General features: G+C 32.5%; 19 protein-coding genes. 8 read left to right on the top strand and 11 right to left on the bottom strand.

Going from position 1 to position 26,651, the window contains the following annotated elements:
* Window positions 1-59: 59 nt before the first annotated feature.
* Window positions 60-2,756 (bottom strand): GEVED domain-containing protein, encoded by a 2,697-nt coding sequence (locus ACTPNM_RS01850; RefSeq protein ID WP_440120355.1) that lies wholly within the window; start codon window positions 2,754-2,756, stop codon window positions 60-62.
* A 325-nt stretch (window positions 2,757-3,081) separates the two neighbouring features.
* Here ACTPNM_RS01850 and ACTPNM_RS01845 point away from each other — a divergent pair, with 325 nt between their 5' ends.
* Genes ACTPNM_RS01845 through ACTPNM_RS01820 form a run of 6 tightly spaced genes read left to right on the top strand, consistent with a single transcriptional unit; the run spans window position 3,082 to window position 9,894 of the window.
* Complete coding sequence (locus tag ACTPNM_RS01845) at window positions 3,082-4,743, top strand: ABC transporter ATP-binding protein (protein ID WP_440120354.1); 1,662 nt, start codon at window positions 3,082-3,084, stop codon at window positions 4,741-4,743.
* A 57-nt stretch (window positions 4,744-4,800) separates the two neighbouring features.
* Entirely contained in the window at window positions 4,801-5,817 is a 1,017-nt protein-coding gene (locus tag ACTPNM_RS01840; RefSeq protein ID WP_121146450.1) for a sugar nucleotidyltransferase, read from the top strand.
* 52 nt (window positions 5,818-5,869) lie between these two features.
* Complete coding sequence (locus ACTPNM_RS01835; RefSeq protein WP_440120353.1) at window positions 5,870-6,793, top strand: tetratricopeptide repeat protein; 924 nt, start codon at window positions 5,870-5,872, stop codon at window positions 6,791-6,793.
* A gap of 20 nt (window positions 6,794-6,813) precedes the next feature.
* Window positions 6,814-7,581, top strand: a complete 768-nt coding sequence (locus tag ACTPNM_RS01830; RefSeq protein WP_274638880.1) for a DUF4292 domain-containing protein — start codon at window positions 6,814-6,816, stop codon at window positions 7,579-7,581.
* Window positions 7,582-7,583: 2 nt separating this feature from the next.
* Window positions 7,584-8,801: a murein hydrolase activator EnvC family protein gene (locus ACTPNM_RS01825; protein ID WP_440120351.1), complete on the top strand. Its 1,218-nt coding sequence runs from the start codon at window positions 7,584-7,586 to the stop codon at window positions 8,799-8,801.
* A 58-nt stretch (window positions 8,802-8,859) separates the two neighbouring features.
* Complete coding sequence (locus ACTPNM_RS01820) at window positions 8,860-9,894, top strand: AI-2E family transporter (protein WP_164723401.1); 1,035 nt, start codon at window positions 8,860-8,862, stop codon at window positions 9,892-9,894.
* A 6-nt stretch (window positions 9,895-9,900) separates the two neighbouring features.
* Here ACTPNM_RS01820 and ACTPNM_RS01815 read toward each other — a convergent pair whose 3' ends face one another.
* Both ACTPNM_RS01815 and ACTPNM_RS01810 read right to left on the bottom strand, forming a co-directional pair.
* A complete protein-coding gene (locus ACTPNM_RS01815; RefSeq protein ID WP_099214905.1) occupies window positions 9,901-10,413 on the bottom strand; it encodes an acyl-CoA thioesterase in 513 nt (170 codons plus the stop codon).
* Between the two features lie 59 nt (window positions 10,414-10,472).
* Window positions 10,473-11,363 (bottom strand): SPOR domain-containing protein, encoded by an 891-nt coding sequence (locus ACTPNM_RS01810; protein WP_440120350.1) that lies wholly within the window; start codon window positions 11,361-11,363, stop codon window positions 10,473-10,475.
* Between the two features lie 94 nt (window positions 11,364-11,457).
* On the opposite strand from ACTPNM_RS01810, the gene dprA reads away from it, so the two are divergent.
* Both dprA and ACTPNM_RS01800 read left to right on the top strand, forming a co-directional pair.
* On the top strand, window positions 11,458-12,555 hold the full coding sequence (dprA, locus tag ACTPNM_RS01805) for a DNA-processing protein DprA (RefSeq protein WP_440120348.1): 1,098 nt from the start codon (window positions 11,458-11,460) through the stop codon (window positions 12,553-12,555).
* Between the two features lie 12 nt (window positions 12,556-12,567).
* A complete protein-coding gene (locus ACTPNM_RS01800; RefSeq protein WP_099214909.1) occupies window positions 12,568-13,653 on the top strand; it encodes a hypothetical protein in 1,086 nt (361 codons plus the stop codon).
* On the opposite strand, the gene ACTPNM_RS01795 is transcribed toward ACTPNM_RS01800, so the two are convergent.
* The 8 genes from ACTPNM_RS01795 to ACTPNM_RS01760 all read right to left on the bottom strand — a co-directional run bounded on the left by ACTPNM_RS01795 (window position 13,650) and on the right by ACTPNM_RS01760 (window position 26,542).
* A complete protein-coding gene (locus tag ACTPNM_RS01795) occupies window positions 13,650-14,510 on the bottom strand; it encodes a DMT family transporter (RefSeq protein WP_273694970.1) in 861 nt (286 codons plus the stop codon). The two genes, ACTPNM_RS01800 and ACTPNM_RS01795, sit on opposite strands and share 4 nt — an antisense overlap.
* Before the next feature lie 210 nt (window positions 14,511-14,720).
* A complete protein-coding gene (locus ACTPNM_RS01790; RefSeq protein ID WP_440120347.1) occupies window positions 14,721-15,278 on the bottom strand; it encodes an RDD family protein in 558 nt (185 codons plus the stop codon).
* A 12-nt stretch (window positions 15,279-15,290) separates the two neighbouring features.
* A complete protein-coding gene (gene mfd / locus ACTPNM_RS01785) occupies window positions 15,291-18,626 on the bottom strand; it encodes a transcription-repair coupling factor (RefSeq protein ID WP_440120346.1) in 3,336 nt (1,111 codons plus the stop codon).
* A 101-nt stretch (window positions 18,627-18,727) separates the two neighbouring features.
* Window positions 18,728-19,147, bottom strand: a complete 420-nt coding sequence (locus tag ACTPNM_RS01780) for a hypothetical protein (RefSeq protein WP_440120345.1) — start codon at window positions 19,145-19,147, stop codon at window positions 18,728-18,730.
* A 145-nt stretch (window positions 19,148-19,292) separates the two neighbouring features.
* Complete coding sequence (locus tag ACTPNM_RS01775) at window positions 19,293-20,267, bottom strand: hypothetical protein (protein ID WP_440120344.1); 975 nt, start codon at window positions 20,265-20,267, stop codon at window positions 19,293-19,295.
* A gap of 475 nt (window positions 20,268-20,742) precedes the next feature.
* A complete protein-coding gene (locus ACTPNM_RS01770; RefSeq protein WP_440120343.1) occupies window positions 20,743-21,042 on the bottom strand; it encodes a GIY-YIG nuclease family protein in 300 nt (99 codons plus the stop codon).
* A gap of 463 nt (window positions 21,043-21,505) precedes the next feature.
* On the bottom strand, window positions 21,506-22,735 hold the full coding sequence (locus tag ACTPNM_RS01765) for an RNA methylase (RefSeq protein ID WP_440120342.1): 1,230 nt from the start codon (window positions 22,733-22,735) through the stop codon (window positions 21,506-21,508).
* 237 nt (window positions 22,736-22,972) lie between these two features.
* Window positions 22,973-26,542 carry a hypothetical protein gene (locus tag ACTPNM_RS01760; RefSeq protein ID WP_440120341.1) on the bottom strand — a complete coding sequence of 1,190 codons (3,570 nt, stop codon included), beginning with the start codon at window positions 26,540-26,542 and terminating at the stop codon, window positions 22,973-22,975.
* Window positions 26,543-26,651: the final 109 nt, after the last annotated feature.

Genomic DNA, 26,651 nt, shown 5'->3' with positions numbered 1-26,651 from the left:
GGTTTAGTTAATTGATTTTAATTAAAAAGCCTGAGAAATAACTCAGGCTTTTGTAAAGTTTATTTTTTAAATACCTTAGTAGTTAGTAGTTTTTGACCATCATTAACTTCTAAAATATACATACCTGTATTTAGTTTAGAAACATCGATGCTTGAAGAATTTAAGCGACCTGCTTTCATTACTCTACCAATTGTATTTACAATTCTATAAGTCATATTATCAGCTCTAGAGGCTAATTTTACTTGTATAAAGTCTACTGCTGGATTAGGATATGTCATCAAGTCTAAACTATTTTCATTTCCTAATCTTTCTGCATTTACACTAACTGAAGATTCTTGTCTTGTACTAGAAACAATATTTACTGTATAGTCTTCTACTTCTCCATAAGTAAATGTTTCACAAGCTGTTTGAGCAGCATTATATTTCATAGAAACACGCATTCTTGTTGTTCCTAAAGTTGCTCCTGCAGGGACATCAACTGTAGATGTTAAGTTATTTGCACTTGATGAAGATCCTGTTACAACTTTTTCACTGCTCTCAAATGTTCCATTTTGATTAAAATCAATCCAAACAGCCCAATACTCTGTATATGAAGAACTACTGAATCCTGCACTAATAGTCATTTGGTTTGAACTTCCTACTGCTAAGGTTGCTGTTTTTGAAGTAAAATCAGCATATCCTCCATTATCTCCAGTTGCATTAGTCATTCCTCCTAACTCAACATTATCAATCCATTCATAAGAAGAGTTATTTCCTTTTGAGTCACAGTATGAAACTGAGTTTGATAAAGTTGTTACGTTTATTCCACTACTAGACGCAGAAACATTTCCTGCTGCATCTTTTGCTCTTACTGAGAAAGTATAAGTAGTAGCTGCTGTTAATCCTGTTACATTCATTGTAGTTCCTGTTACAGAACCAATATTGCTAGTTCCTTGATAAACATCATAACCAGTTACTCCAACGTTATCAGTAGATGCTGACCAGTTTAATGTTAAAGAAGTTTGTGTTACACTAGAAGCTGCTAAGTTTGTTGGCGCTGTTGGTGCTGTTGTATCTGCTGTTCCTGCTCCAATTACTACTGTATAGTCTTCTACTTCTCCATAAGAAAATGAAGCTTCACATGCCGTTGGTGTTGCATTGTATTTTAAAACTATACGCATTCTTGTTGCTCCATCTGTAGCAGAAGCTGGTACTGTAAAAGATGTACTAACTGGTGTATCTTTAGAAGCAGCCTTTGTCCAAACAGTTTCTCCTGAATCAGAAAAATCTCCATCTTGATTATAATCTATCCAAACACCATATCCTTCGTTATATACAGTTCCTGTCCAAGTTGGTGTAATAGTAATAGTATGAGAAGTTCCTTTTGCTAAATTAGTTGAAATTCCTGTATGGTTAGAATAACCATTTCCTCCTCCAGTACTATTATCAATAGTTCCTAATTGTACTCTTCCAATATACTCATCAGAAACACTATTTCCTTTTGAAGAACAATAAGAAATTGTTACTTCAGGAGTTGTAAAAGTTGAAGATGCACTATATGCTGAATTTGAACCATCAGAACATTTACTACGTACTTGTACTTCATATTGAGTAGATGCTGATAATCCGCTTAAAGATGTTGATGTTCCTGAAACCGCATTAGTTGTCCATGATGAAGTTCCTGTTTGACGATATCTTACATCGTATGTAGCTCCTGAAACTGCTGTCCAAGATACTGATGCTCCTGAAGAAGTAATACTAGATACAGTTACACCTGTTGGTACCGTTGCTGTACATGAAGTAGAACCTCCAGTTTTATCTGATAAAGCTAAACTTCTACGTACTCCTCCTGACTCTAAAACAGCACGCATTCTATTTTTTTGACCTAAAGTAAATAGGTTCATACAAGTATCATCAGAATAATCCATGTAGTTTTCAACCATATCTGCTGATCCACAAGAAGAGTGACTTGAAGCACATCCATAGTTTGCAGCATCAGATTCTGGAGTATCAGAAACAAAATCGTCAACACCACAACCACCATCACCCCAGATGTGTCTAAGGTTTAAAAAGTGACCTACTTCGTGAGTAGTTGTTCTTCCTTTGTCAAATGGAGATGATAAATAGAAACCTGATCCTTTATCTGAACTACCAAAATATTGTGGACTCATTACAACTCCATCAGTAGCAGCACTACCTCCTGGAAATTGTGCATATCCTAAGATTCCACCACCAATATTACATACCCACATGTTAAGGTATTCTGAAGCATCCCATGGGTCTACTCCTCCTTGTGATGATTTTTTCATTGCATCATTAGTTCCCCATGAAGTTTTAGATGATGATTTTCTTGTAATACCTGTTGTTGGATTACCATTTGGGTCTATTTGAGCTAAATAAAATTCTATTTCTGTATCTGCTGCTTGAGACCATTTATTTGTTTTGTCTGAGTTCGTTCTTCTGTAATCTTCATTTAAAACATCTATTTGTGACTGAATTTGTGCCACACTGATGTTTTCTTGAGAATTACTGTAAATAACGTGTACAACTACTGGAATTTGAATAATACTTCCTACAATTTTTCCTTGGAAGTTCTTCTTTTCTGCAATTCTTTTTTGAGTAAAAGACTCAATTTCTTGCATTTTGCTTTTTAAAGAAGGATTAAGGGATTGTCTGTACTCAAGATTTTCCATTGAGTGACAGTTTCTTTTTTCTTGGGCATACGAAGCACCAACAAAAAATAAGCACAAAAGTGCTAGGGTAATTTTGTTTTTCATTTTTGAAGGGTTTTTAGTTGAATTAATAAAACTTTAAGAGCCTTTTTTGAGCTTAAACCCCAAATAAAAACTCTTAATTATTTGTTAAAACATTGACAAATATATAAAAAAAGATAAAAAAAGATGCTTTTTAGGTAGTTAATTAACTGTTTATGTTTCTTTTATAAAACCAAAACAACCCTTTATCCCAGTTAAACACTAGGTTTTCAAGGAAAGAAAAAAAGATAATCTATTACTGCTTACCTATCAAATAGTTAAGATAAATCATTATTCTGAAAACGTATAATGAGAATATTAATTGTACTTTTATTAAAATTTATGATCAATGCTTGAAGTTAAAAACTTAGAAATATCTTTTAAAAACTCTCAGCCTTTAGTTCAACAAGTTTCTTTTAGTGTTGAAAAAAATAAAACACTAGGAATCGTAGGAGAGAGTGGTAGCGGTAAATCAATAAGTTCTTTAGCTATTTTAGGGTTACTTCCTAAAACTGCTACGGTGAAAGGTGATCTATTTTTTAACCAACAACCTTTATTAGGTTATAATGAGCAAGATTATCAAAAAATACGAGGAAATCAAATCGCGATGATTTTTCAAGAACCGATGAGTTCTTTAAACCCAACATTAACTTGCGGTTTTCAAGTTGCTGAAATGTTACAGCAACACACACAGTTATCTAATCAAGAAATTAAAGAGGAAGTTATTTCTTTGTTTTCAAAAGTAAAACTTCCAAGACCTGAGGCTATTTATAATTCATATCCGCATCAAATAAGCGGAGGACAAAAGCAACGTGTAATGATTGCCGTGGCAATTGCTTGTAAACCTCAACTTTTAATTGCTGATGAACCTACTACAGCATTGGATGTTACTGTACAAAAAGAAATAATTTCTTTATTAAAAGAATTACAACAAGAATTTGAAATGGGAATTATTTTTATTTCTCACGATTTAGCATTAGTTTCTGAAATTGCAGATTCTGTTGTTGTTATGCATAAAGGAAAAATAGTAGAGAAGGGAAGTGCTAATCGTGTTTTTTTAGATCCAAAAGAAAATTATACAAAAGCTTTAATCAATTCAAAACCAAACACAAAAAAACGACTTAAAACTTTACCTACAGTTAGTGACTTTATCAACGAAACTATAGATTCTACAATTTATACAGATGAAGAACGCAATGCTTTTCATCAAAAAATATACAAGCGCCCTCCTTTGCTAGAAATTGTAAATTTGCATAAAGATTTTATTAGTAATGCTTCATGGTTTTCAAAACCAGCTGTTGTGAAAGCAGTCAATGATGTGTCTTTTAAAATTTATGAAGGAGAAACATTAGGGCTAGTAGGAGAGAGTGGATGTGGAAAAACCACTTTAAGCAGAACTATTTTACAACTAGAAAAAGCCACCTCTGGAAGTATTTTATATAAAGGGACTGACATTGCTAAACTTTCAAAATCGACTTTTAAAAAACTTCGAAAAGAAATTCAAATTATATTTCAAGATCCGTTTTCATCCTTAAACCCAAGAGTTACTGTGGGTAATGCTATTTTAGAACCAATGAAAGTTCACAATATTTTAGAGTCTAACAAAAAACGAAAAGAATATGTGTGTGGTTTGTTAGAAAAAGTAGGTTTAGAAGCAACTCATTTTAATCGTTATCCACATGAATTTTCTGGAGGACAACGTCAACGTATAGGAATTGCTCGTGCTATTGCTTTACAACCAAAACTAATTATTTGTGATGAATCTGTTTCGGCTCTGGACGTGTCTGTACAAGCTCAAGTATTAAATTTATTAAACCAATTAAAATCAGAATTTAATTTTACTTACATATTCATTTCTCATGATTTATCTGTCGTAAAATATATGGCCGATCAATTAGTTGTAATGAACAAAGGTAGGGTAGAAGAGATTGCTGATGCAGACGAAATTTATCAACATCCAAAGACAAAATATACCCAAACATTAATCGAAGCCATTCCAAAAGGGCTATAACTTTTTTCACTGCGTTATTAATGGTATATTGCACCGTTAAAAACGAAAAGAGAGAATATGAAGATTATAGTACCAATGGCTGGAATTGGGTCTCGTTTAAGACCCCATACATTAACAACTCCTAAGCCATTAACAGTTATTGCTGGTAAATCAATTGTACAGCGATTAGTGGAAGATATTACTTCTGTTGTAGACCAACCTATAGAGGAAATTGCTTTTATAATTGGGCCTGCTGCTAAAGGATTTCCTGCTGACACAAAAGATAAATTAATAAAAATAGCAGAAAATTTAGGTGCAAAAGGTTCTGTATACGTACAAGAAGAAGCATTAGGAACTGCACACGCTATTTACTGTGCTAAAGAATCATTAGGTGGTTCTTGCGTTGTCGCTTTTGCTGATACATTATTTAAGGCTGACTTTACCTTAGACGCTAATGCTGATGGGGCTATTTGGGTGAAGCAAGTAGAAGATCCAAGCGCTTTTGGTGTGGTAAAATTAAAAGACGGTTTTATTACTGATTTTGTTGAAAAACCTAAAGAATTTGTCTCTGATTTAGCTATTATTGGTATTTATTACTTTAAAGATGCTGACAAGTTACTTGAAGAAATAAAATATTTAATTGATAACGATATCAGACCTTCTGGTGAATATCAATTAACTGAAGCTCTTGAAGCTTTAAAAGTAAAAGGAGCTAAGTTTATTCCTGGTAAAGTAAATACTTGGATGGATTGTGGTAAAAAAGACCCAACCGTAGATACTAACAAGCAAGTTTTAGGTTTTGAACAAGCTGATGGCAACAATTTAGTGTCTGAAGACGTTGTATTAGAGAACGCTGAAATTATTCAGCCATGTTATGTTGGAAAAAATGTAGTGTTGAAAAACACTAAAATAGGACCTTTTGTTTCAATTGGAGAAAATAGTGTTGTTGAAAACTCAACAATAACAAACTCTTTAATTCAAACAAACGTGCATATTTCAAATGCCAATTTAGATAATGCAATGATTGGTAACCACGCAAAATACAACGCTAATTATACATCGGTAAGTATAGGTGATTATACAGAGCTTACATAAAATCTCAATAGAAAAGAGAAGAGAGAAGAGAGAGAAAATTATTTTTTCTAAAGTGATACTGTCTTTTTTCTTTCTTCTTTTTTCTTTCTTTCTAAACGCTCAAGATAGTATTCCTGCATCAGTTAATACAGCTGAGAAAAACAATATAGAATTTCAACAACATTTTTTTAAAGCACTTTCAGACAAAGCTATTTTTAACTATCAAAAAGCTATACAAAGTCTAGAAAAGTGTAACAGAATACTTCCAAATAACAAAGCTGTTTTATTTGAACTTTCTAAAAACTATGAAAAGTTAGGCAGAAACCCTGAAGCTTTAACCTATATTGATTTAGCTTTAGAATTAGAACCCAATAATGTTTGGATGCTTGAACACAAAGTTTTTACTTTAAGAAAGTTAGCTAATTTTTCTGATGCCATTATTGCTCAACAAAAAATAGCTGCTACGCACCCTAAGAAAAAACAATTACTTGTTTTTTTACATTTACAAAACAAAGACCTTCCATCTGCTAAAAAAGTATTGGCTGAATTAAAAGAAGCTAAATTATTAAACAGTAGACTTCGTTCTATTGAAAGAAAAATAAATGCTCGAAAAACAACTGAAGAGCAACCAACAAAAATTACTGAGAACCTTAACCCTAAATCGCTTTTCGAAAAAGAAAAATCCTATAAAAATTTAAAAGCTTTATTAGATAAGTTAGCTACTGATAATGATGCTGACTTGTTAAAATACAGTGAACAAGGTTTATCACTTTTTCCTGCGCAACCTTTCGTATATTTAATGAATGGAAAAGCGTTTAATAACAATAAAGAATATAAAAAAGCATTAGAAACCTTACAAAACGGCATTGATTTTGTTATTGATAATAATGAAATAGAAGCCAAGTTTTACTTAGAAATGTCTAAAGCTTACCAAGGGTTGAATAATATTAAAAAAGCCAATTCTTATAAAAACAAAGCTGAAAAGATTTTAAAATAAGTTTCGTTAGCACAAATTTTATGAAATATACCACCTTATTAGTCATATTATTTTTAGGATTAACCTCTTGTAAATCTACCAAAAACGTTACTGGTGATGTCGCTATTAAAGAATTGTCGGCACGCAAAGTAGCTAAGAAACATATTGCTACAAGTTTTGACAAAAAAACGGTAGATGCTCGTTTAAAAGTTAATTACAAAAACAATAAAGAAAGTTTAGGTTTTTCAGTACGAATGAAAATAAAAAAAGATGAAGTTATTTGGTTAAAAGGAACCAAAATCATTTCTATTTTTAAAGCTAAAATCACTCCAACAAAAGTTCAATTTTACTCTCCATATGAAAAGAGTTATTTTGATGGAGATTTTATGATGCTAAAAAAGCTATTAGGAACTGATATTAACTTTCAACAATTACAAAGCATGTTATTGGGTGAAGCTTTAATGGATGTAAAATCTGAGCGTCAAGAAGTTCAAATTCAAGAAAAATCATATCAGTTATCTCCTAAAAAACAACCTGTTTTATTCGATTTGTTTTTCTACATAAACCCTAAACACTTTAAGCTAAATAAGCAGTTAATTGTAAACTCGTTGAAAGATCAACGTTTAGATATTAGTTACCCAAAATATCATAAGAAAAACACTACTTTTTTCCCTGAGAAAATTAACATAAAAGCTAAAGAAAAAAATAAATTTACTATTATTGATATTACTACACGCTCAGTAGAATACGATACTAAACTAAATGTAAGTTTTAATATTCCTAACGGATACAAAGAAATTCAATTATAATTATGAAGTACCCTGTTTTTTACATCTCTTTTTTATGCCTGTTTTTTGTAGGAACTTCTTCTTTTGCTCAAAGTAGGAAAGAGCTAGAAAATAGGCGAAAGAAACTAAAAAATGAAATAGAGCAGGTTAATAATCTTTTGTTTAAAACAAAGAAAAAAAAGAGCAGCGCTTTAGATGATTTAAAAGACCTAAACCAAAAAATTGGTGTTAGAGAACGCTTAATTGAAACTATTGAGTTAGAAACCAAATTACTTTCAAAAGAAATCAAATCTAACGAGCAACAATTAAAAAAATACAACGACGAACTAGCTGAATTAAAAAATGACTACCGAGATATGGTAGTTAAATCTTATAAAAGTAAATCGCAACAGAGTAAAACCATGTTTTTATTGTCTTCTGAAAGCTTTTACCAAGCCTATAAGCGCTTAAAGTACATGCAACAGTACAAAGACTACAGAAAAAAGCAAGGAGAAGAAATTATCGTAAAAGCTAAAGAGGTAGAGCAATTAAACGATTCACTAACTGCTCAAAAAAAATCAAAAGAAGCTTTACTTTCTGACGAGAAAAGTCAGAAAAAAGAAATTGAAGACGATAAGAAAAACCAAGAAAAACTCATCTCTAAAATTAAAAAAGAAGAGAAAAAATATAAAAGCGATTTACAGAAAAAGCAACGAGAAGAAAAAAGGATTGCTGCAAGAATTGATAAGTTAATTAGAGATGCTATTGCCAAAGCAAATAAGGGTAAAAAAACAACAAAAGGTAAAACCAAAAGCTCTGGTTTTATTTTAAATGCCGAAGAAAAAGCTTTACTTGCTAACTTTGAACAAAATAGGGGTAATTTACCTTGGCCAGTTAAAGGTGTCATTACACGAAAATATGGAGTTCAACCACACCCTACATTTCCTGGAATTAGCATCAACAGTCACGGGTTATATATTGCAACCAAAGCAAATACCGATGTAAAAAGTATTTTTAATGGAAAAGTTTTGGTTATTCAATTACATTCTGATGGAAGAAAATCAGTTTTAGTACAACACGGTAACTATATTTCTGCATACAATAAGTTAAAAGAAGTTTATGTAAAAAAAGGTGATGCTGTTAAAACTGGCGACAAACTAGGAAAAGTATTTACTAACAAAGTAACAGGTAAAACACAGCTTAGTTTTATGTTGTATAAAGACCGAAATCGATTAAATCCTGCTAAGTGGATTCGTTCATAGCACCATAACAAGAACATTAATAAATTTTATTTTTTAAATTGTAATCAAATTTAAACGTGTGAAAAACGCATCAAACTTTATTATTGTAACCGTAGCAATTATTGCAACATTGGTTATTGGAAAAGGAATTTTAATTCCTTTTGTTTTTGCACTTATCTTTTGGTTTTTAACACGTGAAATTCGGAAAACCATCTATAAAATTCCTTTTGCTAAACGTTTTATTCCTTTTTGGTTAAGTAATGTATTTGTTTTTACGCTTATAATTTTAGGTTTTGGTTTTGTTTCGGAAATAATTACCAATAGTATTTCAAATTTAACCACTTCGTACTCAAAATACGAACCAAATGTTGATGCTATTATAAAACGTTTAGATGCCTATTTTCATATCGATATTATTAAGTCATTACAATCGGTTGTTGGAGATTTTGATTACGGCTCTGTTTTAGGCGATATAGCGAACGGAATTAGTAGTTTACTAGGAAATACCTTTATGATTATTATTTATGCCTTATTCATCTTCTTAGAGGAAAGTAATTTTAAAAAGAAGTTGCAAAAAGTGTTTATGAGTTCTCAAAACAACCCTAAAAGCTTTCAATCTATCTTAAAAAAGATTGAAGACTCTATTTCAAACTATTTACGACTAAAAACCTATGTTAGTTTGTTAACTGGTATACTTAGTTATTTTGTATTGTTGTTAGTAGGGGTAGACGGAGCTCCGTTTTGGGCGTTTCTTATCTTTTTACTGAATTATATTCCTACTATAGGATCGTTAATAGCAACTGCTTTTCCTGCGATATTTTGTTTAATTCAATTTGGAGAGTTTCCTCCTTTTTTAGTCGTTTTATTTGCAGTAGGAAGTATCCAAGTAGTAGTTGGTAATGTTGTAGAACCTAGAGTTTTTGGAAAGTCGCTAAATTTAAGTCCGTTAGTTACTATACTTTCTTTAGCTGTTTGGGGAGAAATATGGGGAATAACAGGAATGATACTTTCAGTGCCTATTACAGTAATTATGATTATTATCTTTTCACAGTTTGATAAAACAAAAAACATTGCCATTTTCTTATCTGAAAGCGGCAATGTTGATGAAATATAAACTGTTTTAATCCATAAAAATAGATTTCAACTCTATTGCTTCCTTAGGATCCATTTTTCCTGCTAAAACCAAGCTTAATTGCTTTCTACGCAAAGCTGCTTCATAACGTTGCTTTTCTAATTCTGTTTCTGGTTCAATTTGAGGAATTGGTACTGGTTTTCCTGTTTCGTCAACAGCTACAAACGTATAAATTCCTTCATTTACCTTCGTTTTTTCACCAGATTGACGGTCTTCAATCCATACATCTACATAAATCTCCATTGATGATTTAAAAGCACGTGAAACCTTTGCTTCTAAAGTTACCACACTTCCTACAGGTACCGACTTGGTAAATGCTACGTGGTTTACAGAGGCTGTTACTACAATTCTTCTCGAATGACGGCGCGCAGCAATACTACAAGCTCTATCCATACGAGCTAATAATTCTCCTCCAAAAAGGTTATCTAAATAATTTGTTTCTCCTGGTAAAACTAAATCGGTAAGTACAGTTAACGATTCTTTTGGTGATTTTGCTCTCATCAAATAAATTTTGATGCAAAGATACAGCAACAAAAAAATCTACCTAAAATAAATGCAGATTATTTAGCCAATAACCAAGCGTCTTCGCTTACTGATTCTTTAATAATTTCTAAGGCTTTTCTAGCTTCAACCTTAGTTGCATAACTTGCAAAAGCTACTTGAGTTAAGCCTAATCCATTCTTTCCAACAATAGAAGCATCATAACCTTTATCTTGTAGTTCAGCTAATTTATTTTCAGCATTGTGCTCTTCTTGAAAAGCTCCAGCTATGATATGAAAATTTCTAGCTTCTTTACTTACGTTTAAGTTAATGGTTGGTAACGGGTTTTCAATTACAAAAGTTGCTGATTGAATTTTCTTCTCAACAGCCTCTTCTTGGTTTGCTAATACTTGTTGTTGATTTTGAACACCATTCCATCCTACATAAGCAATTCCTACAAAAACAGCCGCTGCTGCAGCTCTTCTTACATATAACGGAATTGTTTTTTTGTTTTCTTCAGTAGTAGGTAATGATTTAATTGTTACCTCTTTTACTCTTTCTACAGACGGTGTTGAAACCTCAGCCAAACCAAAAGATTCAGTTAAAAAGTTACTTGATAGGTTAGGCTCAAAAACAACTTGCTTAGCTTCATTTAAAGACAAACTTCCTACAGAAGCAACAGTTACACTTGTTGTTTCCAACTTCTCATTCCATTGCGCAACTTCCTCAGCAATAAAAGTAACAGCTTCTTCAAAAGAAATATTTTTACTCGAAGCTATATAATTAGCCAATAAACCATCATTATGCTGTAAATACGCGTTGAACGTTAGTTGTTTTTTTGGCGGATAAAAAGTGTGCGTAGTAGTATTTACTCTAGCTCCAATTTTATTCGTTACAAATCCTCCAAAATTAGGAACAATTACGCAATCGTATCTATATAATAAATCGTTAATGTAGTTGGCTAATGTCATAATAACAAATATAGCTTTTTAGTGCATTACTTTCAAGTAATCTTGTAATTTTTATTAACAGTTTTTTGTATATTGATACTCAAATTATTGCTATATGAATTCAGAAAAATTGCTAGCCATTCTACGGTTACAGGCAACAAAAAACGTAGGTGATATTTTGGCAAAAAAGCTAATTACCTCCGTAGGAAGTGTTGAACAAGTGTTTTTAGAGAAGAAAAATACACTACATAAAATTAACGGAATAGGAACTCATGTAACTCAACATCTCTTTGATGAAAACAACCTAAAAAGAGCAGAAAAGGAGCTAACATATATTCAACAAAACAACATTTCTTTTTCGTATTTTTTAGATGAAGATTACCCTCAACAACTAAAGCATTGTATTGACGCTCCTATCTTACTTTTTAAAGATGGAAACCTCAACCTAAAAAACAATAAAATCATTTCAATTGTAGGAACTCGGAAAATGAGTTCGTACGGACGCGATTTCTGCAATAAACTTATTGAAGATTTAAAAGATTATAATCCCATAATTGTAAGTGGATTTGCTTACGGAGTAGACATTTGTGCACATAAAGCCGCAATAAAAAACAACTTACAAACTATTGCTGTGTTGGCACATGGGTTGGATGAAATTTATCCGAAAACTCATAAAAAATATATTCATCAAGTAAATGAGAATGGTGGCTTTATTACTGAGTTTTGGCACGATGAGCAGCCTATGAGAGAAAACTTTTTAAAACGAAATCGCATTGTAGCTGGATTATCTAAAGCAACTATTATTATTGAATCTGCCCAAAAAGGTGGTTCATTAGTTACTGCTGATATTGCCAATTCGTACAACCGAGATGTATTTGCACTACCTGGTAGAGCTACTGATGTATATAGTAAAGGATGTAATAATCTCATTAAAAATAATCAAGCACATTTACTCACTTCGGCCCAAGATATTATAACAATGCTCAACTGGGATCTACGGCAAACTGCCGTACCTAAACAAAAAGAATTATTTGTTGATTTGAATGAAACCGAACAAAAAATACACGATTATTTACAACAAAATGGTAAACAGTTGTTAGATGTTATTGCTTTGGATTGTAATCTTCCTACTTATCAATTGTCATCTATTTTAGTTCAAATGGAATTAAAAGGGGTTATAAAACCTTTACCGGGAAAAATGTTTGAAGTTTAGTACCTTTGAGGCATGTCAGAATATAAACTCATATCACAAAAAAAACCTGCTTTTCCAGTTAATAAAAAACTAGGAAACTACTTGAAAAGGCATAACAGAACTATAAAGATTCCTATTTTTTATGATGATTTGTTACGTTTTCAAGGAGCAGTTGCTGTGTATGATAAACACGATAATGATACGTTGTGGATACGTGTTTTTTACAATGAGTTTGAGCGAGCAGAAATTGATTTATACCTAAAAAAAGTATACAACATCTTACACTCTAATGGTTCTGACGCCAGTATTAAACACTTAAATGTTGATGCTATCGACTTTTGTACGTTTGGTAACTCAAAACCTTTTCGTATAAAAATTCGAAATATTTTAAATGATAACTACACTTATTTTTACGTAAAAAGAACCGATGCTTCTCGTATTTACGGACTAGAGTTAGAGGATATTTTATCACCTTATAACTTAAACTTTTTGGTATATGAAGATACACTCATAGAAGAGCACATATCAGGAATTCCAGGAGATGTTTTTATCAACGATTATTTAGAGGATTGTTTGGATATTGAAAAAGCACAACTAGCTAAAGAATTTGTAAAATTTAACGAACGTTGTATGATTCGTTTGTTGGGTGATATGCGTTCGTACAACTATGTTGTAGTACCTACACACGATTTTGAAAATGTGGTATATAAAATTCGTCCGATAGATTTTGACCAGCAGTGTTATGAGGGGAAGTTTAAAGTGTATTATCCACAGTTTTTTAAAGAAAATTTAAAGCTAGTTCAATTGGTAGGAGACAAGCTTACTTCAGAATCTATTGAGCAATATCAAATAGAAGAACGATCAATTGTTGCTAAAAGAATTTTAGGTTCTCGTTCTCGATTAAACCGCTTGCTTGCTGCTATGAAATCAGATAATATTTCTACTCCTAAAAATATCGAACAATTAAAATCTGAAATTTTTGAGTTTACTGGTGATATTAATTTTAGAGATAGTGACGGTATGGGAGAGGTTTTAGATAGCGCACTAACTTTTGTTCGTAGAAATTATGAAGATGTGAGTATGAAAACCATTATTCAGCAGCAGCAAAGAATACACTAGCCTTTTCTACTTCGAATACTTTCAATAATTACTGTTGTTAAAATCAAGCTTCCACCAATAAACGTGTTCCACGTAGGAACTTCGTTTAAGAAAATAAATGCCAACAAAATTCCGAAAACAGGCTGAATGCTACTTATTATGCTTGCAGTTGATGCGGTGAAAAACTGTAAGGAATGTACCATTAAACTATGTCCAATAGCGGTAGTTAACAACGCTAATAATAACAAATAGGGGAGTTGTTCCTGAAATCCTGAAACATCCATAAAAAATAAGACTGGAACTAATAAAACTGTAATGATTACGGTTTGATAAAACATCAACATTACTCCGTTGTATTGTATTACGTATTGCTTTAATATTAAAATTCTTATAGAATACGATAGGGCAGAGAGTAAGCCAAACAATACTCCTTGAACTTGAGTGTTTTTAATATCAAACTCAGGAGCTAGAATATACAACCCTAGTAAAACCATTAGACCTAATACAATGTGGATTGGGTTGAATTTTATCTTTAAAAATAGCGGTTCTAAAAAAGCAATCATTACCGGAAAAGTGTACAACGACAACATTCCAATGGCTACATTAGATAGTTTTAAAGCGTAGAAATACGTAATCCAATGTGCTCCCATAAAAATTCCGCCCATTAAAAACGGAAACAAATGTCTTCTTGATTGTATGGTTAAATCAATCTTTTTAAATCGGCAAAACACGTATAAAATTACCATAGCAAACACCGATCGAAACCACACAATAACTTCTGAAGGCATTGCAATATACTTACCTAGTACTCCTGAAGTACTGATAAATAACGTAGCTAAAATAATTCCTGATAGATTTTTTGCGTGATTGGTTTGCATGGATGTAAAAGTATGTCATTTCGACCAGAGGGAGAAATCTCTTTCAAAGGAGTAATTCTTAATCTTAAGGTTTCTCGCTACCGCTCGAAATGACGTTTTGTTTATTCTCGTCATTGCGAATGTAACGCAGTGAAATGAAGCAATCTTTAAATCGTAAGTTCCCAACATACAGATTACTTTGCTTACTTCAATACAGGTTTTTTTTATTCTTTACAACAGCTTACTTAACCCATAAAAAAACAATCCTCCAAATATTAAAATTCCAATAAAATTTACTTTCACTTTTATATTTTTTAGATCATTCCAAGTAGATTTTAATTTCTCCTTATCTGATGTAATGACTTTTGTATTTGCAAGAAAATCTCCAAGACGTCTTTGAGGGTTTATTAGTCCAACAATTACTTCTAAAGGCCAACCAATAATAGTTAAGTTTCTTATAAAACATTGAAATTCACTCGCTGGTTTACTCGTTTTAATATCAATAATTTGATACCCCATGATTCGTTTTGCAGGACTTTTTGCCTTTAAAAAATCTTTGTTCATGTAAATAAACATTGGTATAGAAAACAGTATCATTCCTATAGATTTTGTATGAGTTAGTTCAAATTTAAAAACTATCACTGAAACTATAATTCCTAATGGAATAGTTAAAAGACACATTATAAAATGATCTAATAACATACTCGAAACACGATGAAACCTTGGGTTAATATTCGAAATCCTACTAATTTCTTTATATATAAACCCTTTATCTTCTATATCTTCCATTATTAATTATTTTTACACTTTCTGTAACGTCTCTAACGCTTTATGTACACTATCAATTTTTATAAATGTGATGAGTAAGCGTAATCCGTTTTTGGTTTTCTTTTCTTTCATTACACAACTCTTCGGATTGTTCTGTACGTATTTCAACATCTTCGTAAATGCTTCGGTTTGATAAAAAGCACTTTGCTGATCGGCTACAAAATATCCTAACATGCGTTTTTGCTTTAAAATCACCTTTTCTAAGCCTAATTCTTTCGCTAACCATTTAATACGAACACTGTCTAATAAATCGGCTACTTGTGTTGGATATTCTCCAAAACGGTCGATAATTTCTGTCTCAAATGTTTGCAATTCTTCTTCCGTGGTTAAGGTTCCTAATTTGTTGTATAAGCTCAAACGTTCGGTTACTGAATTCACATAATCATCTGGGAATAGAATTTCAAAATCGGTATCAATTTGCACCTCTTTTACATACTCTTTCGGTGCATTTTCATCCGTAGGATATAAGTCTTTAAACTCATTTTCCTTCAGTTCTTCAATGGCTTCTTGTAAGATTTTCTGATATGTATCAAAACCAATATCGTTAATAAATCCGCTTTGTTCACCTCCTAACAAATCTCCAGCACCACGAATTTCCAAATCTTTCATGGCAATATTCAATCCGCTTCCTAAATCAGAAAACAGTTCTAATGCCTGAATTCGTTTACGTGCATCATCGGTCATATGATGATACGGTGGCGTAATAAAATAACAGAAGGCTTTTTTGTTCGAACGTCCTACACGACCACGCATTTGGTGCAAGTCAGACAATCCGAAGTTATTTGCATTATTAATAAAAATCGTGTTGGCATTTGGTACATCCAAACCACTTTCAATAATGGTGGTAGACACTAATACATCAAACTCATTGTTCATAAAGCCAAGCATGAGTTCTTCTAACTTTTTTCCTTCCATTTGCCCGTGCCCAATCCCAATTTTTGCATTCGGTAGTAAGCGTTGCAACAATCCTGCTACTTCTTTGATGTTTTCAATACGATTGTGGATAAAAAACACCTGTCCACCACGAGAAATCTCGTACGAAATCGCATCACGAATGGTTTCCTCACTAAAGCGAATTACATTGGTTTCTATGGGGTGACGGTTAGGTGGTGGCGTTTTAATTACCGATAAATCACGCGCCGCCATTAAACTGAACTGTAAGGTACGCGGAATCGGGGTTGCCGTTAAAGTCAACGTATCTACATTTTCTTTAATCGTTTTTAACTTGTCTTTTGCCGCTACTCCAAATTTTTGTTCCTCATCAATAATCAACAATCCTAAATCTTTAAACTGAACTGCTTTATTTGTTAATTGATGTGTTCCTATCACAATATCTACACTTCCATCGGTAACCCCTTCTAAAACGCCTTTGCGCTGTTTTGTGGTTCTAAAACGGTTTAGGTAGTCAATCGTAACCGGAAAGTCTTTTAATCGCTTAGAAAAGGTTTTAAAGTGCTGAAATGCTAAAACCGTGGTTGGTACTAACACTGCAACTTGTTTTCCGTTATCAACGGCTTTAAAAGCAGCTCTAATAGCAATTTCTGTTTTTCCAAAACCAACATCACCACACACCAAACGATCCATGGGTTGTTCTTTTTCCATATCGGCTTTTACCTCTTGGGTAGAAGAGAACTGATCGGGTGTATCTTCGTATAAGAAACTTGCTTCCAACTCATGCTGCATGTGTGTATCTGGTCCGAAAGCAAATCCTTTTTGCAGTTTTCGTTTTGCGTATAACTGAATTAAGTTGAACGCAATATGTTTTACGCGGGCTTTAGTTTTCTGCTTGACTTTTTTCCAAGCATTCGACCCTAGTTTATATACTTTAGGTGGTTTTCCGTCTTTTCCGTTGAATTTTGATATTTTGTGTAGCGAGTGAATGCTCACGTATAAAATATCGCGGTCGCCATAAATTAGCTTGATGGCTTCTTGCTTTTTACCTTCTACATCAATTTTTTGAAGTCCGCCAAACTTTCCAATACCGTGGTCGATGTGGGTTACATAATCACCTACGTCTAATTTGGTCAATTCTTGTAGGGTGATGGATTGCTTTTTCGCGTATCCATTCTTCAATCTGAATTTGTAATAACGCTCAAAGATTTGATGATCGGTATAACAAACAATTTTATTGTCTAAATCTACAAATCCTTGATATAACGGAAACACAATGGTTTCATAGGAAACTTCTTGTTCACCATCGTCAAAAATATCGTGGAAACGCTGTGCTTGCTTGTCGTTGGAACAGAAAATATAATTGGTGAATCCTTTTGCCGAAAACTCGTTGAAATTCTGAATTAACAGGTCGAATTTTTTGTTGAAAGACGGCTGTGGATGCGTATCAAAACGTATTTCAGTGAGATCTCTCGCTTCCGCTCGAGATGACAAGTGCGCTAATGTAAATTCTTGTAATTGATTTTTAATTAACTCACCGTTGCAAAACAGTTCTTCTGGTTTTGCGTGTTTGATTTCTGTAGATAGTTCGTTGAACGACAATTCTGCTTTTCGGTAGAATTTGTCTAACGAATCGCTTAACAAGTCTACATTTTTAACAAAAACAGCCGTTTTAGACCAAATGTATTTTAAAAAGCTTTCTCTGCTTTCTTCCAACGCTTTGTTTTCTACATTGGGCATTATGCTTACTTTCTTAAGTTTTTCTTTAGAAAGTTGGGTTTCTACATCAAACGTTCGGATGCTGTCTACCTCATCACCAAAAAACTCAATACGATAAGGTTCGTCGTGAGAAAACGAAAACACATCGATAATTCCACCACGTACCGAAAACTCTCCTGGTTCGGTTACAAAATCAACACGTTTAAAATGGTATTCGAACAGTACTTCGTTGACAAAATCGAGTGAAACTTGCTCACCCACCACCACTTTTAGCGTGTTCTTTTCCAACTCTTTTTTGGTCACTACTTTTTCAAACAGGGCAGTAGGGTAGGTAACAATAATCGCAGGTTTTTTACGAGAATTGATACGGTTTAACACCTCTGAACGCAGCAGTACATTGGCATTGTCGGTTTCTTCTATCTGATACGGTCTGCGATATGAACCTGGATAAAACAACACGTTTTTATCGCCCAATAACTGCTCTAAATCGTTTAGATAATAGGCAGCTTCTTCCTTGTCGTTAAAAATTAACAAGTAAGGTTTATCGGCCTGTTTAAAAGTTTCGGAAATGACAAAAGACAACGAAGAACCGACCAAATTCGTAATTTGAAAATGGTGTGGATCTTGTTGAAGCTGATTTACAATCTGTTTTACATTCTCAGATTGTTGGTATTGGTTTACAATTGCTTGCTTGCTCAACGTACAAAAATTTTACGCAAATGTACGAGGATTATTTTTTGTGTGGGAGTTTTGTTTTTTAACTCTTACTTATATTGTTTAGTGCAGTGGAAAATGCTTTTTTATTCAAATATTTTCTCTCTAATATACTCTTTAAAGGTTTTTCCTGTTTCGTGAATAGTTTCATCACCTCCTGGAGAATATTCAATAACTAAACAGTCTTTAGTTTTTAAATCAAACCCAAAATATTCATCTTCATAATCATCTCCAAAGAACTTTATCTTGTCATTCACATCAATCGAGGGATAAATACCCAGTTCTTCTAAATAAAATAACCCTTCATATATTCTGAATGCCTTTTCTCTAAAACTTCCAGCTCCAATATTTTTTAAAAAATCAATATATTCTACAGGCAAATTCTCATAGTACATTCTAAGTTTGCGAATTTCTTTTTTACCAAGTCGTTGTCTTGTATTTTCAATACCTTCTTTTTCCTCTACTTTTTTGAGGTGGCTTATTTCTTCGTAAAAATTAGTTTTCATAGTTTGTAATATAGAGTGATTACTATTTTAGAAAAAAATAAATACACAAAACAGTGTTAGTAAGTGTCTTTTTGAAACACATTCACAATAGATTCTTTGCTCAAAGTATAAAATTTTACGTAAATGTATGAGTATTAATATTAATTTATGAGAACATTGTATATTGTTTATCTATATCCCTATCAACAGGAATAAGCTCTAAATACCTTATTCTTGGCCTTTTTTCTATAAAATTCCCTTTTTTATCCAATCTATCTATAAACCCTTTAATTGTACAATTAGTAAACAGCTTACTTTTATCTTTACTAATATTACCCCTATCTGGATAACAGGTTAATATATGTCCTGAATATTGAAAACCAATTGTATTTGAATTTTCATTTCCTCTTGTTACATGTCCTTCTAATTCGACATATATACCTTCTTCTAATTCAGGAAATAAAACTTCGTCTTCTTCCTCTAATTGATAAAAAATATCTTTGTTAATAAAACCAATACTGACTTCTTTTGTGTCATCTAAATCTCCTTTTTCATCACCTACAAAATTTATAAACAACTCTCTTTCAAACTCAATAGGCTTTGCTATTTTTGAAAATATAGCTGGTGGTAATTTGGCAAATTGCTCAAGATAAACCTTAGGAACAAATAAAATTTCTCCATTCTCGTTCATTACTCCAATAAATTGTATACCATTTTCTTCTTTGAACTTAACATTCTCAAAAATCTTTTTCTTAGTGGTTTTAAGATGTTTAGCTAACTCTATACTCCATTTTATGGACTTTACTATTTTCTTAAATATTACCTTAAATCCTGTATCTTTAAAATCCGATTTAGCCATTTCTTTTAAAGCTGCTACTGTATAAGTTGTAAACCCAGTACCAGCAATTAATCGAAGCCACTCTCCTATGTTTTCAGGAATTAATGCTTCCCAACTGCCTTTCCTAATCCTAACAGGTATTTCAAAATCGATTTTTGCAATTTCAGGTTCGTATTGAGCTAAGAAATACCTGAAAAGCTCATCAATACCATTTAATGCTTCTGCAGATTTTCTTAAGTCTAAATAACCATCTTTTACAGCTTCTCCTTTATATTTAAAATACGCTAAACCATCATTTTCCATAGAATTTATTCCCTTTCAATTATTTTACCATCCTTTCACTATAAAAGGTTTTAAACCTAGTTATATGAAACCACTATTCTTTACGGTAATCCATAAAGAAGTATTTGTTGTTACTTTTTAAATAAAAAAATAGTTGAGATAAGGGGTAGTACTACTTTTTACTTTTTTAGCGTGTTAAACATAGTAAAAAAAGAGGAGGGAGGCAAGGGTTATTTATTTGTGTGTGAGTTTATAAGGGTGTTTATTGCTTTTAAGAGTGAGAGATTTCTCCCTACGGTCGAAATGACAGGACACCATGCAACCTCAACGTCATTTCGAAGGAGGCACGACTGAGAAACCGCAAGGTTCAGCGGAGCTAAATCTTACAGTCGTGTGTTAGGTACTTTAAAGGGTATTTGTGACTCACATGAATGAGATTTCTCAGTCGCTCATAAAATCGCTTCTTCGAAATGACAGTAGTAATAAAAAGTATTGCTTAAAAAACCTCATTATTCAAAAAATACCACTCAGGATTAAAACTATTAATTAAGGCTTCTTTCTTTTCTCTGCGCCATTTTTTCAATTCTTTTTCTCTGTGAATTGCTTCATTCACGCTCTCAAAAGTTTCATAGTAAACTAAATAATAGCAGTTGTACTTTCCTGAAAAGGATTTTTTAGCATGTTCACTATCAAAATAATGTTGCGATAATCGTTTTTGAAGATTGTTGGTAACACCAATATATAACGTGGTTTTATTCTTATTTGTAATGATGTATACAACGTAATTTTCTAGCATTTTTCTTTTAAAGATATAAAAAATTATAAACGTCATTTCAAAGGAGCTACGACTGAGAAGTCTCAAGATTCAGCAGAACTAAATCTTATAATGGTCTATTAGGTATTTTCAATAATGCTTCTAACTAGAATTAAACAGATTTCTCCCTACGGTCGAAATGACAACTCAAACGTCATTTCGAACTGGAGTGCAACGAAAGTGAGAAATCTTACAGTCGCGTGTTAGGTACTTTAAAGGATGTTTCTAACTCCCGTGAGTGAGATTTCTCGCTATCGCTCGAAATGACAGGACACCATGCAACCTTAACGTCTTTCTTATGTTGTACAAGGATTTTTTTGTAGAAAAAAGTTTGTACAGCCTGTGTACAAGAAAATATTTTTCAAAATTTTATTTGTACATCAAACGGAGCGATCTTGATGTACAAGAAAAAAAATAACTTTAAAAATTTGTACAAAAAAAGGCTTTATTCCTTACAAATAGTAATCGCTTCAACTCGTGCTAACTGACTTACAAAATCAAATACATCCATCAATTCCCAAGTAGGAGTGAGGTGGTTTTGTAATTCTTCAAAGCTTATGATTTCTCCTGTGTTTAGCTTTTCTATAATTGTGCTTAGTTGTGAGTTATTGCTAACTATAACTTCATTTCCTCTTGCCATTATACAGGTTTTCTCTGTGTTTTCTGTGTGTAGCAACAACGGAAAAATTGTCTTTCCTGTAATTTGAAATGGCGGGTTGGGTACTCCTTCGTTGTTTTGAAGTATTGATGGGTTTAATACCCCTGCGTTACTTTTTAGTTTGGTTATGTATTTTGTAAGCGTGCTTTTGTATTTATTTTCCCACGTTTTTGGGTTTAATAAGCTATTCCAATCCAATTCTTCGGTTGTGGTATCTACAGGTGGTAAGTACCCTACTTTTGGATTTTTAGTTAACTCACTTGAGGCTATTTGTGCAGCAATTGTTTTTTCTAAATAGTCTCTAGAAGGATTGATATAATCCATTACCACACTCAACGAAAATTCATCAGTTTTTGCAATATGGTATACATGATGCGGAATAAACATGGCCGATTTTGCTTTTAATGGATATTTTGTGGAGCTTGGTAGCATTGTATCTACCTCGTGGAACACTTTCGTATTGTGTTCTATTTGGTTGTATTCTTCAATATCCCAAGTATAAAAATCTTTATGATTTGGACCTAAATGAAACAAAAATCCTTCTTCTCCTTTGGCTTCTTTATGAATTCCAAAAGGGGTAAACCCATAGTTTCCCATAAAAAACAAAAAGGAAAGTCCGCCCAATGGCATGCCTGCTTTTTGAAGTAACGGAGCTACTATCTGACACATTCTCTCGGTAAACTCATTACTAAAGGTTTCTAAACTATTGAAAACAACTCCGAATTTTTGATCTCCGAATAGCTTCATACACCACTGCTCAATAGTTTCATGTTCTTCGGGTCTATTAGCAGCCATTTCTTCTGCTATTCCGTTTTGAAGCTCGTGGTTTATGTATACTTTGATGCCTTTGTGTAATTCTCCTTTGTCTAAAAACCGATTGATGATGTTTTTTAATTCTTGTTTTAAAAAGGTTACATCGTCATCAGAAAGTATGTTGTCTATTGATGTTGGTTTGGTGAGTTCTTGTGAGTTTTGGTAGAGTTTTTTCCAAGTTTTAGAATTATTCTCGTTGTTCATAGGCTGGTTTTAAAGCTTCTGCTCATAAAAATAAGGTATTTTGAAAATTATTTTTATGCTTTTATTCCCTTATTTTAATCAGTTATACCACCTCAACGTTATTTCGAAAGAGTAGGTGACCTAAGTAATCTGTTAGTTGGAAACACACGATTTAAAGATTGCTTCGCTATCGCTCGCAATGACGATGACAAGTTAAAACATAAAAAAAGCTACCTAAATAGACAGCTTTTTTGTTTTTTACATCATTTCTGAAGTGTTTAAGACACTTTCTGTAGCATCTCTTACCATCCTGGATGCATCTTCTAAAAAGGGTTTTAAAACGTTTGTAGCTTCTTCAGATTCAGAAAGCATTTCTATCAATTCTACACGTTTATCTACTGAGAAGTTTTGTGATAGGTCAAACAGTTTTTCTGCTCCTAAAGCAATAAACCAATTTATTGAGGTTTCACTATAATCATCAAGCGCTATATCTGCAATGTATAATGGATTTATTTCTAGAGAATCTAAAAGATTTAGTAAGTATGTAAATGCTGCTTCTTTATACTCATCTTCTTCTGATTTTTCTCTTATTTCTTCTAAACTAACTTCTTTTTCACGTACTTTCATTCGTAAAAATGCTTTGGTGAAATCTCTCGTTAGCATTTGGGTTCCTTCAAGACTATGGTTTGCAAAAAGTTTGATAAAACGATGTTGTTTTTCTTCTGATAGCATCCAAATAAATTGCTGAATTGTCATCGCTGAATAATTTCTATCATAGACGTTGAAATCTTCTTTTTTAAGCATTTTATTACATAGTGATGTCATATCTGCGTAACTCACCTCATCATTTAAATACTTTTGTAATTTAATAACTAACAATTCAACATCTTCCGCATCGGTAGTTTGATTACGAATGGCGTTTAAAATTGCATCTGTATCTATTTCTTCGGGAAATAACACAAACTGACCAAAAGGTAGCGATACTTTTTCGGGTGTTATTTGCGAGTCTTCAAATCTATGGTCGTTATACTCTTTATCTAGTTGTAAAATAACGAGTTTTTCTCCTTTCTTTTGGAGTAATTGAACTTGGTTGTAATCGTTAATTTTTGTAGAAAGATTGATAACTGCATTTGGATGAAATGATATTGGTAATTTCTCTAAAGCACTAATTTCTTCATTCTCGTTATTGTAATGATTATGATAATTTTTACATGTATTGTCGTCGTATACAGATAGTCTTTTATACCATGGTACTAAATTTACTTGAAACAATTTACCTAGTGTTTCTTTAAATGCTTCTGGCTGGTTAAAAGGAAAACGCTCATTTTGTAGTGATAAGTCGATAAAATATTCAATTCGTCTATTTGCTTCGATATAATGCATTCCTTCGTCTAAGGCTATTGCACGTTTTTTATCCATTACATCAAACATACCAGTTGCTGTACTGTCTATTTCATTATACTTATCTAACCATACTAAATAAGGAGCTTTATCTCCTTCCCAACTATTATGAAACTCTTTTTGAGCTACTACCATTTGAAAAGCAATACTTTGTGATTTTGGTACTCCATTTCTTTCAATTCTGTCGTAAAAATCAATTTCTTTTATAGGCTTTTCAAATGTGTAATCGTATTCATCGTCTGCATTTATTTTTGCTAAAAATTGTATTACTCTTTGCGGAGCTAAGGCTACCCACAATTTCCATAATCGTTTTCCTTGTTTTTGACTTGGTAGTGGCATTTGCGATAAACAATAACAAATAAGTACAGTACATTGGTTGTCTTCATAGGCATTATCGAATAAATCGTACTTTTTTTGTTTAGCACTTGCTTCTTCTTTTTTGTCTACTCGTAAGACTTTTTTAAAGATTTTTAATGCTTCTTCTTCTGTTAATGTAGTGTTTGCTTCTGTGATATAAGCTAAAGCTTGCTCTTTGATAGTATCTAAGTCTTTATCCTTTTCATCAATAGGGTTTACCAATGATTCTTTTACCATTTTAGCCATCAGCGCCCAAACATTTTCATTGATATAATTAAATAAATCTTGGGTATATTGATCACCTACACGTTGTTGAAAGTCTTGAAAGAGTAGGTGCGTTGCTAAAGCACAACAACCTATGTTATCTTTTGGCCACCAAGAGCAATCGCGACGTTCTTTTTTTTCTTCAAAAACAAAAGCTGCATCGTCAAAATTCTTTTTACTTAGTTTTGTATCAAGATCTGCAAACTCTTGTAATACTTCTATTATGATGTTTTTTTCGTGCTTTTCTTTTTCTTTAGGTGTTGCTTCTTTTGAAAGCTGAGAATAGTAACGTTGCTGATATTCCTTAACAGTTAATAAAGGATCATTTTTAGTTACAATTTCTTTAATATCGTCATCAAACGGTTTTTTACCAAATGCGTAATAGAACACATCTAGTATACGTAAATACATAGCGTTACGTACTTGTTGCCTTTGTTCTACTTCAGTATCTTCTGCTGCGCCAGTTGGTCGTGTTTTGATTGTAAGAATTAGACCGTTTTGATAAATTTCTTCAATATCTTCTTCTTCAAACGATAATAGTTCTGCTGTAACATCACTAATAATATTTTCTAGAGATTCACGAACTTCATTTTCATCACGATAACCACCTGTGAAATACATCATTCTTAAGTGCATAACACGAGCATGCTCTTTAGCCAAAGGCAATAAATCAGTCTGAGGTAAATCTTTTAAGGCATCTTTATGTTGACCTGTTTGCACATATTTCCAAAGATCTGCACCGCGATTTAGGTGTAAGATTAACTCTTTTACACTTTTTAACCCATCTCCATATTCATAATTATCAAAATAGGCTTCTCTTTCTTCGTCTTCATCTTTTTCTCTTTGTGCCTCTTCACTAATTTTACTTAAAGGTTTTTGAAGTGTATTTTTTATATTTTTTTCTAAATCAAGTGCTTCATTTTCTAAAGTGTCTTCAATAAAATGTTCTTGTAATACCTCTTCATTATCCTCTATCGACTCTGCCCATTCTTCAGCAACCACTACTAAGCTGAAATAAATATCTAATACAGGGTGTACTTCTTCTGGGTCACTATCACTATAAGGTAATAGTACTGGTTCTTCTATTAATCGTTCTTTAAGTGCTTGTTTAAAATAGTTATATTCTTCTGGATTTGCTTTTAAATAATTTCCTAATGATTCTTCTTGTGATGTTGCAATAGCTTGTCTAAAATAACTATTATCACACCAAATAAAAGCTTTAATCATAGGTCTGCTCCATCCATTTATTCCGAATAAATCGCGTAAATATTCTTCGTAACCAACAGCATGTTCGTCATCCCAATAAGGAATTAAAAATTGCGATAGTAAGTAAGTATAACTAGCATTTGTTCGTGCGAGCATATAGAGAGCTTCAATACCAAAAACACGCATATCGTCTATCCATAAATTCCAGGTATCATTAAAGCGTCTACTATATGCTACAATTGCTTTTGCTGTAGTAACAACTGCTTCTTTTAATGAAGGATACTCCAGTGCAATGGCAAAAAAGAGTACTTCAGAAATATAAATTTCATCAGTATCTCCAATATGTTCTGGGTAATAACTTGAACCTCCATCTGGTCCCATGTTCAGTGCGCTTTTTACCAACTTTTGATTGTTGGTGTCTGCTACTTGAATACGACGTTGAGTATCGTTTTCAATAATTTTAAACTCTACATCGAATACTTGGTTTATGACTGCTTTGTTGCTGTCTAATAACTCTTTGTACTTTGCTAAAGCTTCTTTAATAGAGGCTTCATTCCCTAAATAAAAAGGAATGATTTGATGCTTATCAAATTGATTCATTTACAATAAAATTTTTAGTTTTCTTTTCAATTTTTTTGAGAAGAGTGACTGAATAGAAACTACAGCAATGTTTTTGCAATTCTTTTTTAAGGCTGAAGTAATTAACAAT

Origin of the sequence: Tenacibaculum sp. Ill (assembly GCF_051938915.1) — a bacterium.
In the GTDB taxonomy this organism is placed as follows: Bacteria; Bacteroidota; Bacteroidia; order Flavobacteriales; family Flavobacteriaceae; genus Polaribacter; species Polaribacter larymnensis.
The sequence above is the reverse complement of the archived record's forward strand: the minus strand, read 5'-3'. Positions and strand labels throughout refer to the sequence as shown.

What these genes read in the sequence shown, in the direction of transcription:
- ACTPNM_RS01850 (WP_440120355.1), bottom strand. Translation starts at nt 2,756, where the DNA reads ATGAAAAACAAAATTACCCTAGCACTTTTGTGCTTATTTTTTGTTGGT.
- ACTPNM_RS01845 (WP_440120354.1), top strand. Translation starts at nt 3,082, where the DNA reads ATGCTTGAAGTTAAAAACTTAGAAATATCTTTTAAAAACTCTCAGCCT.
- ACTPNM_RS01840 (WP_121146450.1), top strand. Translation starts at nt 4,801, where the DNA reads ATGAAGATTATAGTACCAATGGCTGGAATTGGGTCTCGTTTAAGACCC.
- ACTPNM_RS01830 (WP_274638880.1), top strand. Translation starts at nt 6,814, where the DNA reads ATGAAATATACCACCTTATTAGTCATATTATTTTTAGGATTAACCTCT.
- ACTPNM_RS01825 (WP_440120351.1), top strand. Translation starts at nt 7,584, where the DNA reads ATGAAGTACCCTGTTTTTTACATCTCTTTTTTATGCCTGTTTTTTGTA.
- ACTPNM_RS01815 (WP_099214905.1), bottom strand. Translation starts at nt 10,413, where the DNA reads ATGAGAGCAAAATCACCAAAAGAATCGTTAACTGTACTTACCGATTTA.
- ACTPNM_RS01810 (WP_440120350.1), bottom strand. Translation starts at nt 11,363, where the DNA reads ATGACATTAGCCAACTACATTAACGATTTATTATATAGATACGATTGC.
- dprA (WP_440120348.1), top strand. Translation starts at nt 11,458, where the DNA reads ATGAATTCAGAAAAATTGCTAGCCATTCTACGGTTACAGGCAACAAAA.
- ACTPNM_RS01800 (WP_099214909.1), top strand. Translation starts at nt 12,568, where the DNA reads ATGTCAGAATATAAACTCATATCACAAAAAAAACCTGCTTTTCCAGTT.
- ACTPNM_RS01795 (WP_273694970.1), bottom strand. Translation starts at nt 14,510, where the DNA reads ATGCAAACCAATCACGCAAAAAATCTATCAGGAATTATTTTAGCTACG.
- ACTPNM_RS01790 (WP_440120347.1), bottom strand. Translation starts at nt 15,278, where the DNA reads ATGGAAGATATAGAAGATAAAGGGTTTATATATAAAGAAATTAGTAGG.
- ACTPNM_RS01780 (WP_440120345.1), bottom strand. Translation starts at nt 19,147, where the DNA reads ATGAAAACTAATTTTTACGAAGAAATAAGCCACCTCAAAAAAGTAGAG.
- ACTPNM_RS01775 (WP_440120344.1), bottom strand. Translation starts at nt 20,267, where the DNA reads ATGGAAAATGATGGTTTAGCGTATTTTAAATATAAAGGAGAAGCTGTA.
- ACTPNM_RS01770 (WP_440120343.1), bottom strand. Translation starts at nt 21,042, where the DNA reads ATGCTAGAAAATTACGTTGTATACATCATTACAAATAAGAATAAAACC.
- ACTPNM_RS01765 (WP_440120342.1), bottom strand. Translation starts at nt 22,735, where the DNA reads ATGAACAACGAGAATAATTCTAAAACTTGGAAAAAACTCTACCAAAAC.
- ACTPNM_RS01760 (WP_440120341.1), bottom strand. Translation starts at nt 26,542, where the DNA reads ATGAATCAATTTGATAAGCATCAAATCATTCCTTTTTATTTAGGGAAT.